The sequence below is a fragment of the Cytophaga sp. FL35 genome, assembly GCF_014349235.1.
Classification (GTDB): Bacteria; Bacteroidota; Bacteroidia; order Flavobacteriales; family Flavobacteriaceae; genus Euzebyella.
Genome location: NZ_JACSOH010000022.1, coordinates 57,822 through 71,773, shown reverse-complemented (window position 1 = coordinate 71,773; position 13,952 = coordinate 57,822). Strand labels below are relative to the sequence as shown.

Here is a 13,952-nt window from a genome sequence, read left to right as displayed (position 1 = left end):
AAAAAGGTCTTCAATTGAAGACCTTTTTTTATTGTACTTTTTCCATGCATCTAAGTGCAATGCTATGCAAACGTTCAAATTGTTCCACCAAACCCATATCACTGTTATCAAACTCTATGGCATCCTCCGCTTTTCTTAAAGGCGAAAATTCACGGTTCGAGTCGATAAAATCCCGTTTCTGAACATTCTCCAATACCTCTTCATAACTCACTCGGTCTCCCCTATCCAACAACTCCTTATACCTTCGCGTAGCACGAGCTTGGGGAGAAGCGGTCATGAAAACCTTTAGTTCCGCATCCGGAAAAACAACGGTACCTATGTCCCTACCGTCCATTACAATACCTTTTTCCCTGCCCAAAGCCTTCTGCATTTCAACTAGCTTGTGGCGTACTTGCTCCACTTCTGCCACCCTACTTACAAATCTGGATACCTGAAGCGTTCGGATTTCCTTTTCCACGTTCTCGCCATTCAAGTAGATTTCCGAAAAACCTAATTCCTCATTAGGAACAAAATTCAACTTTATGGACGGTAGTAATTTCACCAAAGCCCCTAAATCCTCCTTTTCATCAGAAATAAAGCCATTTTGCATGGCAAACAGGGTTACGGCCCTGTACATCGCACCCGTATCGATGTATTTGTAATTCAAGGCTTTGGCCAATTGCTTGGCGAGCGTACTTTTTCCAGTGGATGAATAACCGTCTATGGCTATGGCGATTTTTTGCATTAGAGCGTTTTGGCGTTCTTCACTTTCTGTGCGGTGATAGCAATATCAATTACCTCATGCATATCAGTCACATAGTGAAATTTAAGACCCTTAAGATACTCTTTTTTAATTTCTAGAATGTCCTTTTCATTATCCTTACAAAGGATAATCTCCTTGATTCTTGCTCTTTTAGCTGCCAATATTTTTTCTTTAATACCCCCTACTGGAAGCACCTTTCCCCTAAGGGTTATTTCGCCTGTCATGGCAATGCTTTTCTTTACCTTCTTTTGAGTGAACAAAGAAACCAAGGAAGTCAACATAGTAATACCGGCGCTTGGTCCGTCTTTAGGGGTTGCCCCTTCGGGAACGTGGATGTGAACATTGTATTTCTCAAAAACCCCAAAATCAATACCGAACCTATCTGCATTCGACTTTATATATTCCAAGGCGATGGTAGCCGATTCCTTCATAACCTTGCCCAGATTTCCGGTAATATTCAATCCGCCTTTACCTTTGGATAAGATGGATTCAATAAACAAAATATCACCTCCAACACTGGTCCATGCCAGACCGGTTACTACACCGGCAACATCGTTGTTTTCGTATTTATCCCTTTCCAATCGTGCAGGACCCAATACTTTTTCGACAATATCATTGGAAACCTTAATATCGTATTCCTCTTCCGTGGCGATGTTGGTGGCGGCATAACGGACCATTTTAGCAATTTGCTTTTCCAAACTACGCACCCCGGATTCCCGAGTATACCCTTCAACGATTTTTTCCAATTGGGGTTTTCCAATTTTCAAATCCTTTGATGAAAGTCCGTGCTCTTTTAATTGTTTAGGAAGTAAGTGTCGTTTGGCGATTTCTACCTTCTCTTCAATCGTATAGCCCGTCACATTAATGATTTCCATTCGGTCCCTTAGAGCCGGCTGGATCGTACTCAAATTATTGGCGGTGGCAATGAACATTACTTTAGAAAGGTCATAGCCCATTTCCAAGAAATTATCATAGAACTCTCCGTTTTGTTCTGGGTCTAAAACCTCTAACATAGCCGAAGATGGGTCTCCTTGATGACTACTTGAAAGCTTGTCAATCTCATCCAAGATAAATACAGGATTGGAAGTACCTGCTTTTTTTAGACTCTGAACGATTCTTCCGGGCATAGCACCAATATAGGTCTTTCTATGGCCCCTTATTTCAGCTTCATCCCGTAAACCACCAAGTGACATGCGAACATACTCCCTGCCCAAAGCCTCCGCAACGGATTTACCCAAGGAGGTTTTACCAACCCCAGGAGGCCCGTATAAGCAAAGTATAGGAGACTTCATATCGTTCCTCAACTTCAGAACGGCCAAGTATTCTATGATTCGTTTCTTAACGTCTTCCAGCCCATAGTGGTCACGGTCCAATATTTTTTGCGCACGTTTTAAATCGAACTTATCCTTGGAAAATTCGTTCCAAGGCAAATCAAGGAACAAATCAAGGTAATTTCTTTGAATGGAATATTCGGCCACCTGCGGATTCATGCGCTGCATTTTGGCAAGTTCCTTCTCAAAGTGTTCACCTACTTTTTTGCTCCATTTCTTTTTCTTGGCCTTTTCACGCATTTCCAACAACTCATCATCGTGTGAAACTCCACCCAATTCTTCTTGAATGGTTTTCATCTGCTGATGAAGGAAATACTCGCGTTGCTGCTGGTCCAAATCATTACGAACCTTGGTCTGAATATCATTTTTGAGCTCCAGTTTTTGAAGCTCAAGGTTCATGTATTTTAATGTAGCAAGAGCTCTTTCCCTCAAACTTCCTATTTCCAATAATTCCTGCTTCTCCTTGACATCTAAATTAAGATTGGAGGATACAAAATTGATTAGAAAAGAGTTGCTCTGAATGTTTTTAATGGCAAAAGAGGCCTCACTTGGTATATTTGGGTTATCCCTGATTATCTTTAAGGCCAATTCCTTAATGGATTCAATAATGGCCAAAAATTCCTGACTGTGTTGATCTTCCCTATCCTCAGTAACCTCCCTTACCGTAGCCGTCATGTAAGGCTTCTCGGTAAGAACTTCGGCTATTTCAAAGCGCTTTTTACCTTGAAGGATTACAGTAGTATTACCGTCGGGCATTTTTAAGACCCTAAGAATTCTAGCTACCGTACCTAAAACGTTTATATCCGAGGGTTTCGGATTTTCGGTCGCCTCGTCTTTTTGGGCAACTACCCCAATCACTTTTGAACCATTGTTGGCATCCTTTATCAAATTGATTGAAGTGTCCCTACCCGCTGTAATTGGGATAACAACACCAGGAAAAAGTACCGTATTCTTTAAAGGCAGAATAGGTAAGGTTTCCGGTAATACCTCATTGTTCATTTCCTCCTCATCTTCGGGTGTCAAAAGTGGTATTAACTCTGCGTCTTCATCTATACCGTGAAGCGACATATTGTCAAAATTTGAAAATTTAGAATCTCCCATAATATCATTTCCAGTCATTCTGTCATTACCTGAACAGAAATCCTAATTCATTCAATTGTTCCTAATCCTTGAAAAGCCCTGTGTAGATAACATTTCGCATAAACGGGGGCTTTATTGCACCTGCCTAAGGTCAATTGTTGTGCCACATATTTTATTCGGAAACAAAAATTTATTCAATCAAACTGTAACAATGCATAACTTGTTTCATCTATAAAGCAAACATCCACTTTTTGAGCCACAAAAAGGAACATATTGATGATTTATTACAAGGATGCCTTCAAGGCAAGCAAAGTGCACAGTTAGAAGTGTACAACCGCTATTACAAAGCTATGTACAATACTGCTTTGCGAATAGTGAAACAAAGTGACGAAGCCGAAGATATTATGCAAGAATCGTTTTTGAACGCGTTTACGAAACTGCAAACATTTAAGGGGGAGGTAGCATTTGGGGCTTGGCTAAAGCGCATTGTAATCAACAACAGTATTTACCATTACAAAAAGCAACAAAAAAAGAAAGAGGTTGCACTTGAAGATGTATTGTACAGGGTTGAAGACAGCAATGATGTTGCCTTTGATTCTCATGGAATAACGGAACTGAAGGCTCAAAAAGTGATGGAAACCATGAAAGGACTAAAGGACAATTATCGTGTTTCTTTAACCCTACATCTTATTGAAGGGTATGATTATGAAGAAATAAGCGAAATCTTGAACATTAGCTATGCCAATTGCAGAACTACTATTTCAAGAGCAAAGGAAAGTCTAAGAAAAAAATTGATCTGTGTTTGATATGGAAAAAGACGAACTAGACATACTATTTAAAAATCTACAAGGAGAATTTGACATAGAGAATCCTTCTAAAAAGCATCAAGATAGATTTTTGGAAAAACTGAATTCACAACAAGGAACTATTCCAGTAAAGATCAGAAAGGCTACTTGGTGGAAGCCACTAAGTATAGCCGCTTCTTTCTTATTGATTGGCGTCCTTACCTTTTTGATTTATCCTGACAATAGCTCATTGGATGAACAGGTAGCGGAAATTGCGCCCGAAGTTTCAAAAACGGAATTCTATTTTGCCAATTTAATCGAACAACAGGTAACCGAGTTAAAAACTGCGAGTTCCCCAGAAACCAAACAATTGGTTGATGACGCCATGAACCAACTTAATAAGTTAGAGCAAGATTATAAAGGTCTCGAGCAAGATTTAATCAACGGCGGGAACAGCAAAATGATCCTTAGCGCCATGATCACCAACTTTCAAACAAGAATAGATTTATTGCAAGATGTCCTTGCAAGAATTGAAAGCATTAAAAAAACAGAAAATAACGATGATGAAATTAGCACTATCTAAAAAATTGACATTCCTCTTATTACTGTTGCCTTTTTTAGGGTTGACCCATAACGGAAAATTCAAAGGCAAGTACACGAAGGAAAAAACCATTAAAAAGGAGTTCAATGTAAATGCGGATGCCCTTTTAAAAGTGAACAACAGTTATGGTAACCTCAACTTGGTTTCTTGGAACGAAAACCGAATGGTGATCGAGGTCCATATCAAGACCAATGGCAACAATGAGGAAAAAGTTGCCCAGAGACTAAAAGAGATTACCGTAGATTTTGAAAATTCGCCCCAAGAGGTTTCGGCCCGAACGAATTTCAACAACAACAATAGCAGCTGGGGATGGAGTTGGGGAAAAAGCAATAATGTTAACATGCAGGTAAATTACACCATCAAACTGCCGGTAAAGGCAAATATCAATCTCGATAATGACTACGGTGGCATTATCATAGACCGTGTAGATGGGCACGCTAAAATCAGTTGTGATTACGGCAGACTGGATATAGGCGAGCTACGTGGCAGAAACAATCAGTTAAGTTTTGATTACACTTCTAACTCCAGTATTGAGTACATGAATAGTGGTAAGATTTCCGCAGATTATTCTGGATTTAAAATTGATAAAGCGGGGGATTTAGTGATTAATGCAGATTATACCAATTCTGCCATTGGGAGTATGAAAAACCTTGAATATAATAGTGATTACGGAAAGATTGAAGTTGAAGAGGCCCATAATATTTACGGCCGTGGAGATTATATAAACGTTCAATTGGGCACCCTACATGGCAATGTTGATATTTCTGCAGATTATGGTACATTAAAAATAGAAAGGATGGCCGCCGATGCCGGTAACATGATACTTAATAGCGATTATACAAGCCTAAAAATAGGTTATGACCCTAACTATCATTTTAATTTTGAAATCAAAACTTCCTATGCCGGGGTAAAGGGAAAAGATGAGTTGGAAATTATGATAAGTGAAGAAAAAAACAGCAGAAACTATTACAAGGGCCACAATGGTAATCCAAACACCTCAAACACGGTTTCCATTACAAGTTCATATGGAGGGGTAACTTTATATAAAAACTAATTTTAAAACAATCATCCTTTAAAAACGGAACAAAACACCACATCATGAAAAAAACAATTGCATTCTTATTATTTACCTTGCTAAGCATTTCCCTTCATTCACAATGGGGAAAAACCGTAAAGGGAAACGGTTCTATGACCACTGAAAACAGAAGTGTTGAAGATTATGCATCTCTAGGCGTTTCCGGTTGGTTTGATGTTGAACTGGTAGACGGGGAAGAAGGAAAATTAGAACTCAGAGGAGAATCCAATCTTCTGGAACATGTCGTTACCAACGTATCCAATGGTAAGTTATCTATAAAAGTAGAAAAAGGATATAGCCTTAAACCTTCTAAAATGAGTGGTGGGATTACCGTTATTGTTCCCGTGGAAAGTATAGATGCCATTGCGCTTTCCGGATCAGGCGACATTGTAGGTAAAACAACCATTAAAACATCAAATTTTAAGACCAGTATGAGCGGCTCCGGTGATATTAGCCTTGATATTCAAGCCGAGTCTATTTCTGCGTCCATGTCCGGTTCAGGGGACATCGTTTTAAGCGGCAGAACGGGCGATTTTGATGCCACTATCTCCGGTTCAGGCGACATAAAGGCCTATGACCTAGAGGCTGATCACGTGGAAGCCACTATTTCAGGTTCCGCAGACATCAAGATTACGGTAAATGAATCTTTAAAAGCTAGGGTTTCCGGATCTGGAGATATCAGCTATAAGGGAAATCCAAAGAAAATTGATACAAAAACCTCTGGATCGGGTGATATCACCAAAGCCTAAAAAAACAATTACATCAAAAAGCGAAAATCAGTCAACCAACAAGCCTCTTTAATTAGAGGCTTTTTTATTTACCCTTGTTAACAACAATAAACCGACCAAAAAGAAAATCCCGAAGAAAATGATGGACCCACGAATACTTCCCGTCACTTGTGCTACATAGCCGTAACAGGCCATTCCAATTACAATACCAATTTTCTCAGATACATCATAAAAGCTGAAATAAGAGGTAGTGTCTATGGCATCATCCGGTAAAAGCTTTGAATAGGTTGATCGAGACAACGCCTGTATTCCGCCCATCACTAGACCAACAACAGCAGCCGTGATATAAAACTCCATAGGTGTGGTAATGAAGTAGGCGAAAGTGCAGATAACTATCCAAATGAAATTGAGCACCATCAAAGTTTTAATGTTCCCAAATTTTCCGGAGGCCCTAGAGGTCAAATAAGCCCCTAGAATGGCCACAATCTGAATCAATAAAATACTTACAATAAGTCCAGTAGTAGAGTTGGTTTCACCCCAATCCAATTCTTCAATCCCAAAATACGTTGCAATCAGCATTATGGTCTGCACGGCCATACTATAAACGAAAAATGCCCCTAAATATCTTTTAAGAGGTACATTAAGCTTAATTTTTTGCCAAATGGACTTTAGCTCCCTAAAACCATTGAACAATAGGTCTTTTGTAAAGGACTCTTTCTTGTTCCCTTTTGGAAGGTGATAATAAGTGTATTGGCTAAAACCTATCCACCACAGTCCCGTTAGGATAAAGGAGAGTCTAGTGGGCAGTCCTTCATCTTCAAAACCAAAGGTTTCATAGCCCAAAATCATCACCAAGCAAATAACAAGTAAAATGACACTGCCTATATAACCGAGCGAGTAGCCTTTTGCACTGATGGAATCCTGTTGCTCGGGAAAAGCGATATCCGGGAGGTAGGAATTATAGAAAACGATACTTCCCCAAAACCCTATCAACGCCAAAAAATAACATAGGAGCCCAAACCATAGAAAATCCATATTAAACCAAAACAGCCCTATGCAAGAAATAGCTCCCAGGTAGCAAAAGAATTTCATAAAGACTTTCTTGTTCCCCACATAATCGGCAATTCCGGAAAGTAGAGGACTCAAAAAAGAAACAACCAAAAATGCCGCGGCCGTTACATAACTAATAAGGGTATCATTGTTGAAGTCGGTTCCCAAAAATTGAACGCGGTCACTTATGACCTTACCGTCCGCATCCTTCACCAAGGTCAAAGCCCCGTAAAATATGGGAAAGACAGCAGATGAAATTACTAAGTTGTAAACGGAGTTGGCCCAGTCATAAAACGCCCAGGCATTGAGTAGTTTTTTACTGCCTTTGGCAGCTATTGTTTTTCCCATAATTACATAAAAAAACCGTTCCTAAGGGGAACGGTTTTAAATATACAGTATTCAATGCAATCACTCAAAAGAGGTGACTCCAAATTTTTTGGCCTCTGCTCTTGCCAATGGCGCCCACTGCGTTAAATTGGCAATTCGCGTATCATTGGAAGGGTGCGTACTCATGAACTCCGGCGGGGCTTGACCACCACTGTTGGCTTTCATTCTTTTCCAAAGTTCAGCGGCCTCATCAGGATTGTAACCCGCAATGGCCATAATCTGAAGTCCTATTCTATCAGCTTCGGTTTCGTGGCTTCTACTAAACGGCAGCATCACCCCTACCTGGGAACCAACGCCATAGGCTTGATTAAATATATTTCTTTTCTGAGGGTCTTGAATGGCGACATTACCCGCAACGGCCCCAAGTTGCTGTAACGTACCGGCACTCATACGCTGAGCTCCATGATCTGCCAATGCATGTGCAACCTCGTGACCCATTACTACGGCTACACCTGTCTCATTTTGGGTTATAGGCAAAATCCCGGTGTAAAACACAATTTTACCCCCTGGCATACACCAAGCATTTACGGTTTCATCCTTTACCAAATTGTATTCCCATTTATAATCCTTTAAATAACCTGCATAGCCGTTGGCGGTTAACCATCTTTCCGCAGCAGACGAAATACGCTGCCCTACTTTGGTGATCATTTTTGCTTCGGAAGAATTTTCAATCACATTATTCTCCGTTAAAAATTGATCATACTGGGCAAATGCCATGGGAAATATCTGGCTGTTAGGGTAAAAATTGAGTACCTTTTTACCTGTGAACGGATTGGTCTTACAAGCTGCCACTCCTAAAAATACAGCGAACGCTAAAACTAATTTTCTCATATTGGTGGTGTTTATTAACAATTGTAAAGTAACCTAAATATCAACTTTCCGTTATTCGTAATTGCGTAAATTCTTTGCTCACTTGAATACTGCCGTCTTCCGCGGACCATATCTCCTCTAGATTGATTTCTTCATTATCCACTTCAATACAACCAACTTCAAACGGAAGTCCATGTAGGATTATTTTAAATGTCTCATAGGTGGTAACATAGCCTCCATCCTTAAATTGCTGGATGGTCAACTCCTTTTTCTTACCCAACAATTTAAAGTTGCGTAGACTGTACTTACCATTTTCATAATCGTAGCCATCATTGGCATCCTCATAAATGGTAGAAGTCTCATCCCCTATTTTAAAATAGACTTCCAAAACCAGTTGTTCAATCTCCAATTCCCCCACATACTGTTGAACGGGATATTTTGGAACAATAGCCCCTTCCTTTACAAATAAAGGAATGCTGTCCAATTCTGCAGCCACCCATTTTTCCTTTCCTCCTTCAACAATCTCATCATTCCAATAATTGTACCAATTACCTCTAGGTATGTACATCCGTCTCCCTTGTGCATTGGGTTCTTGAACCGGACAAACCAAAATCTGCTCCCCAAAAATAAACTCATCTGTTCTAAAATGGGTTTGCATATCTTCTTGATCAAAACATACGATGGGTTGTATAATGGGTTTTCCTTCCTTAGAGTATCGCCAAAACATGGTATAGAGGTAGGGCAATAATTGATAGCGCAGCTCAATAAACTTTCTAACAATGTTTGTTATCTCTGTTCCAAAAGACCAAGGTTCCTGATCTCCATGATCCCCACTGGAGTGAACCCTACAGAAGGGATGAAAAACTCCTAGTTGAACCCATCTGGCAAATAATTCACCACTGGGTTGCTCAGCAAATCCCCCTATATCAGAACCTACAAAAGAGTAACCGCTCATACACATGCGCTGTACCTGTACGTTGGCTATCCAAAGGTGCTCCCAAGTAGCTACGTTGTCTCCTGTCCAGGTAGAGGAAAAACGCTGCGTTCCTGCAAAAGCGGCTCGGGTTATTACCATGGGTCTTTTAGGATAAACATACTTCTTAACTCCATCGTAGGTAGCCCTTACCATTTGCATACCATAGACATTATGGGCCTTTCTATGACTGCAGGGATGGCCATCATAGTCATGACGGGTATCCAAAGGTGCCGTTTTGGTAGGGACTTCCATTACCGCAGGCTCGTTCATATCATTCCAGACGGCGTGTACCCCAATTTCAGTCATGAATTCCTTGTAAAGTTCTGCCCACCATTCCCTAACTTCTGGATTGGTGAAGTCTGGAAAGTGACATTCACCCGGCCAAACCTTTCCCTTCATATATGGACCATCTGCCCTTTTACAGAAATAGTCATTTTCCATGGCCTCTTGGTATACCCAATAATCCTTATCGATTTTGATACCCGGATCGATCATAGCAACGGTTTTAAAGCCGTCTTTCTTAAGGTCATTGATCATTTTTTTGGGATCAGGAAATCTATTTTTATCCCAAGTAAAGCACCTAAATCCATCCATATAATCGATGTCCAAATAAATGGCATCACAAGGAATTTTTAAGTCTCTAAACTGTTTTGCTATGTCTTTGACATTACTTTCCGGAAAGTAACTCCATTTGGATTGATGGTAACCCAAAGCCCAAAGTGGTGGCAATTCTGGAACGCCTGTGATGTTGGAATAGGCTCTAACAACCTTGAACATTTCAGGTCCATAGAAAAAATAATAGTTCATTTCACCACCATCTGCCCAAAAGCTCGTGGTATTCCTTCTCTCGTGGGCAAAATCAAATTGGGTTCTAAAACTATTATCAAAGAATATTCCGTATGCTTGTCCACTATGCAGACCCACATAAAAAGGTATTGCCTTATAAAGTGGGTCCTGATCTTTCCCAAAGGCATATTGATCCATGACCCAGTTATTTACCCGTTTTCCTTTGAGATTACTATGGCTCGCCTTATCACCCATGCCATAGAAACTTTCTGTTGGCTGGGTCATTTTACTCATTTTAACGGTATTACCGCCGTATTCATAGTTTTCTTCCCAATGAAAACCAAGCTCATCCTCATTAATAATGGTTCCGTTTAAATCGGATATTTGCTTCCTTAACGTTTTTTTATCTACCAGAATTTGAAGCTTGGCAGTTTCTATAATGTATTCCGTTTCGGTCTCCAAAACCTGAATATGGTTATACCCACGTTTGGCATCTGGATCAATAGCATATGAAAAATCCGGCTGAAAGTTGTTTTCAGTAGCGTACCTAAATCTAATTGTCCTATCCTGAATAACCGTTATCTCCAGAATAACACCGTTATCGGTAGTGAAGTAAAACTTGTCCTTATCCCGTATATAATCTACAATCTGATCAGGGTAAAGATTTCCCTTATATTCTAATTCTGTATTAGTTATCATGTGGATTCTTTTATAAGCCCTACAAAAAAAAGACTTTGCTGCCTATTTATAAAATGAATTATATCTTGATCAACAACTAAAACGTTGTATCCCGATACTATTTATTTAAATACAACAATACTTAAGGGCGGAATATTCATTTCTATGGACTGCTCCCTACCATGCCAAGGTTTTTTCTTAATAGAGGAGATATTACTTTGCATCCCAGAGCCACCATATTTTTTGTCATCACTATTTAAAATTTCCTTGAATTTCCCTGACTTTTTTACTACCCCAACCCTATAATTTTCCCTAGGGACCGGCGTAAAGTTGCAAGCAATATAAATATCATCCTTGGTATCATGGCCTCTGCGGATGTATGTAAGCACAGAATTTTCGTGATCACCGTAATCAATCCATTGAAAACCATCGGGACTAAACTGTTTTTCAAACAGTGCCGGCTGCTCTTTATAAATAGTATTTAAATTCTTGATCAGCTCCTGAATTCCGGAATGTACTTCATATTGGGTAAGGTGCCATTCCAAGCTTGTTTGAAAATTCCATTCATTGGTCTGGCCAAATTCACCTCCCATAAAAATAAGGTTGGTACCCGGGTGGGTAAACATATAACCAAACATGAGCCTAAGATTTGCAAAACGCTGCCATTCATCACCGGGCATTCTATAAACCAAGGAATTTTTACCGTACACCACTTCGTCATGTGAAAAAGGCAACATAAAGTTCTCGGTAAAAGCATAGGTCATACTAAAAGTAAGGTCGTTTTGATGGTGTTTTCTGTAAACGGGTTCCTTTTTAAAATATTCCAAAGTATCATGCATCCACCCCATCATCCACTTCATTCCAAAACCGAGTCCGCCATACATTACAGGTTTGGAAACCCCGGAAAAGGCGGTTGATTCCTCTGCAATGGTCTGTACATCCGGATAATTGCCATATACGGTTTCATTAAACTCCCTAATAAAGGAAAGCGCTTCCAAATTTTCATTGTTACCGTACATATTGGGTTCCCATTCTCCCTCTTCCCTGGAATAGTCCAAATAAAGCATACTTGCAACAGCATCTACACGCAGACCGTCTGCATGGTACTGATCCAACCAGAACAGCGCATTACTGATCAAAAAAGCACGAACTTCGTTTCTTCCATAATTAAAAATTAAACTTTTCCAATCTGGGTGATAGCCCCTTCTTCTATCTGGGTGTTCATATAAATGGGAACCATCAAAGAAGCCTAGACCGTGCGCATCTTCCGGAAAATGTGACGGTACCCAGTCCAAAATAACACCAATACCTGCTTGATGAAATTTGTCTACCAAAAGCTTAAAGCCTTCTGGATCTCCAAAACGGGAGGTGGGAGCAAAATAACCTGTTAACTGATACCCCCATGAAGGATCGTACGGATATTCCATTATGGGCATAAATTCTACATGTGTAAAGCCCATTTCCTTGACATAGCTTACCAAATCTCTTGACAGTTCCTCGTAGGTAAGGAACTCTCCTTGATCATTTTTTTTCCAAGAGCCTAGATGTACCTCGTATACGGAATAAGGCGTATCCAAGGAATTTTTGGATTTTCTGTTTTCCATCCAGTCCTTATCGCCCCAGTTATATTCTTTTTTCCAAATAACAGAAGCAGTTTTAGGAGGCTGCTCACTATATCTTGAAAAAGGATCTGCCTTTTCGGTAACAGCTCCATGATTGTTACTGTATATTTTGTATTTATAGATTTCGCCTACACCTACTTCGGGTACAAAACCTTCCCAAATACCACTGGAATCCCACCTAACATTCAGCAAATGTTGGTTATCATCCCAACCATTAAAATTCCCGATCACGGACACAGACCTAGCCGAAGGGGCCCACACGGCAAAATAGGTTCCTTTGACTCCATTTAACTCCATAGGGTGCGATCCCAATTTTTCATAAAGGCGGTAATGCTTTCCAGATTTGAACAAATCAATATCAAAATCTGAAAAAAGACTAAAAACGGTTACATGCGGCATAGTATTCCGGTATTGTTTAATGATTAGGGTAAATCTACATAACTTTATTAAAAACAATTGAGCTAAGTTTCCAATTCCTTTAAGCTAATTGCCAAATTAGATTTTTCATAAGATAGTAATTAAGTAGATATTTTTAATATTTAGCGGTTCATTGAGTTACAATTAATCAAATTCACGAGAAAAATTAATTATTCCTTAGTATTCAACTTATTTGGAACACTTTTTGAATCAAGCACATTATTCAACATAAAAATCCAATACAATGAAAAAATTCAACTTAGTTATAGGTGCCTTTTTGGCATTGGTTATAGTGGCATGCGAAGGACCGGCAGGACCTCCAGGTCGAGACGGTTTAGATGGACTTGACGGTTTGGACGGTGCCCAATTTGAGGCTGCAGCTTTTGAAATTGAAGTTGACTTGGCCACCAACTTGGATGCAAATAGATATGAATATTTTAGCCAATACCCTTCTGATATTACACTACTACCGGATGATGTCATTCTCATGTACCGATTGGAGGAAATTGTTGATGGTGCCGATGTTTGGAGGCAATTACCGCAACCTTTCTTTGCAGATGAGGGCCTTCTTTACTACAACTTTGATTTTACCCAAGGTGATTACACCGTTCTGCTAGAGCCGGAATTTGATTTATCGGCCGTGCCTACTGATTTAACAGATAACCAAATTTTTAGGATTGTTATTATCCCTTCCGATTTAGGAACCGCGATGGATATGGACCAAAACAATATTAATTCTGTAATGAACGCTCTAGGAATTCAAGAAGGGGATATTAAAAAAATACAATAAGCTATAATCCCACAATTACTATCACCCTGCTTTTGGCAGGGTTATTTTTTTGAACCTATTTCAAAGAATTCCGTAAATTAAGGAAAAGACGTTT

Annotated in this window: 11 protein-coding genes; 5 read left to right on the top strand and 6 right to left on the bottom strand. The window is 39.7% G+C overall.

Annotated elements, in window-relative coordinates:
• Positions 1-28 precede the first annotated feature (28 nt).
• Together cmk and lon are read right to left on the bottom strand one after the other, a co-directional pair.
• Positions 29-724 carry a (d)CMP kinase gene (gene cmk / locus BIZ36_RS16015; RefSeq protein WP_187458901.1) on the bottom strand — a complete coding sequence of 232 codons (696 nt, stop codon included), beginning with the start codon at positions 722-724 and terminating at the stop codon, positions 29-31.
• Entirely contained in the window at positions 724-3,192 is a 2,469-nt protein-coding gene (gene lon / locus BIZ36_RS16010; protein WP_353616852.1) for an endopeptidase La, read from the bottom strand. The genes cmk and lon overlap by 1 nt, the downstream gene beginning before the upstream one ends.
• 212 nt (positions 3,193-3,404) lie before the next feature.
• Between lon and BIZ36_RS16005 the strand changes: the two genes are divergently transcribed.
• The 4 genes from BIZ36_RS16005 to BIZ36_RS15990 are packed head-to-tail and all read left to right on the top strand — an operon-like array spanning position 3,405 to position 6,363.
• Positions 3,405-3,959 carry an RNA polymerase sigma factor gene (locus BIZ36_RS16005; RefSeq protein ID WP_187458900.1) on the top strand — a complete coding sequence of 185 codons (555 nt, stop codon included), beginning with the start codon at positions 3,405-3,407 and terminating at the stop codon, positions 3,957-3,959.
• Between the two features lies 1 nt (position 3,960).
• Positions 3,961-4,521, top strand: coding sequence for a hypothetical protein (locus BIZ36_RS16000; protein WP_187458899.1), 561 nt, complete (start codon positions 3,961-3,963; stop codon positions 4,519-4,521).
• Positions 4,499-5,593, top strand: coding sequence for a hypothetical protein (locus BIZ36_RS15995; protein ID WP_222937433.1), 1,095 nt, complete (start codon positions 4,499-4,501; stop codon positions 5,591-5,593). Before BIZ36_RS16000 ends, BIZ36_RS15995 begins: the two co-directional genes overlap by 23 nt.
• Positions 5,594-5,637: 44 nt before the next feature.
• Positions 5,638-6,363, top strand: a complete 726-nt coding sequence (locus BIZ36_RS15990; protein WP_187458898.1) for a head GIN domain-containing protein — start codon at positions 5,638-5,640, stop codon at positions 6,361-6,363.
• 48 nt (positions 6,364-6,411) lie between these two features.
• Here the strand turns inward: BIZ36_RS15990 and BIZ36_RS15985 are convergent, their stop codons facing one another.
• From BIZ36_RS15985 to glgB, 4 genes are all read right to left on the bottom strand, one after another.
• Positions 6,412-7,740, bottom strand: coding sequence for an MFS transporter (locus tag BIZ36_RS15985; protein ID WP_187458897.1), 1,329 nt, complete (start codon positions 7,738-7,740; stop codon positions 6,412-6,414).
• A gap of 60 nt (positions 7,741-7,800) precedes the next feature.
• The gene (locus BIZ36_RS15980) at positions 7,801-8,610 is read right to left on the bottom strand and encodes a M48 family metallopeptidase (protein ID WP_187458896.1); all 810 of its coding nucleotides are present in this window, start codon (positions 8,608-8,610) and stop codon (positions 7,801-7,803) included.
• Between the two features lie 40 nt (positions 8,611-8,650).
• Entirely contained in the window at positions 8,651-11,050 is a 2,400-nt protein-coding gene (locus tag BIZ36_RS15975) for a glycoside hydrolase family 31 protein (protein WP_187458895.1), read from the bottom strand.
• 101 nt (positions 11,051-11,151) lie between these two features.
• Positions 11,152-13,050: a 1,4-alpha-glucan branching protein GlgB gene (gene glgB / locus BIZ36_RS15970; RefSeq protein ID WP_187458894.1), complete on the bottom strand. Its 1,899-nt coding sequence runs from the start codon at positions 13,048-13,050 to the stop codon at positions 11,152-11,154.
• Between the two features lie 262 nt (positions 13,051-13,312).
• On the opposite strand from glgB, the gene BIZ36_RS15965 reads away from it, so the two are divergent.
• Entirely contained in the window at positions 13,313-13,858 is a 546-nt protein-coding gene (locus tag BIZ36_RS15965) for a collagen-like protein (RefSeq protein WP_187458893.1), read from the top strand.
• Positions 13,859-13,952: the final 94 nt, after the last annotated feature.

What these genes read in the sequence shown, in the direction of transcription:
- BIZ36_RS15975 (WP_187458895.1), bottom strand. Translation starts at nt 11,050, where the DNA reads ATGATAACTAATACAGAATTAGAATATAAGGGAAATCTTTACCCTGAT.
- lon (WP_353616852.1), bottom strand. Translation starts at nt 3,192, where the DNA reads ATGACTGGAAATGATATTATGGGAGATTCTAAATTTTCAAATTTTGAC.
- BIZ36_RS16000 (WP_187458899.1), top strand. Translation starts at nt 3,961, where the DNA reads ATGGAAAAAGACGAACTAGACATACTATTTAAAAATCTACAAGGAGAA.
- cmk (WP_187458901.1), bottom strand. Translation starts at nt 724, where the DNA reads ATGCAAAAAATCGCCATAGCCATAGACGGTTATTCATCCACTGGAAAA.
- BIZ36_RS15980 (WP_187458896.1), bottom strand. Translation starts at nt 8,610, where the DNA reads ATGAGAAAATTAGTTTTAGCGTTCGCTGTATTTTTAGGAGTGGCAGCT.
- BIZ36_RS15965 (WP_187458893.1), top strand. Translation starts at nt 13,313, where the DNA reads ATGAAAAAATTCAACTTAGTTATAGGTGCCTTTTTGGCATTGGTTATA.
- BIZ36_RS15985 (WP_187458897.1), bottom strand. Translation starts at nt 7,740, where the DNA reads ATGGGAAAAACAATAGCTGCCAAAGGCAGTAAAAAACTACTCAATGCC.
- BIZ36_RS15990 (WP_187458898.1), top strand. Translation starts at nt 5,638, where the DNA reads ATGAAAAAAACAATTGCATTCTTATTATTTACCTTGCTAAGCATTTCC.
- BIZ36_RS15995 (WP_222937433.1), top strand. Translation starts at nt 4,499, where the DNA reads ATGATGAAATTAGCACTATCTAAAAAATTGACATTCCTCTTATTACTG.
- glgB (WP_187458894.1), bottom strand. Translation starts at nt 13,050, where the DNA reads ATGCCGCATGTAACCGTTTTTAGTCTTTTTTCAGATTTTGATATTGAT.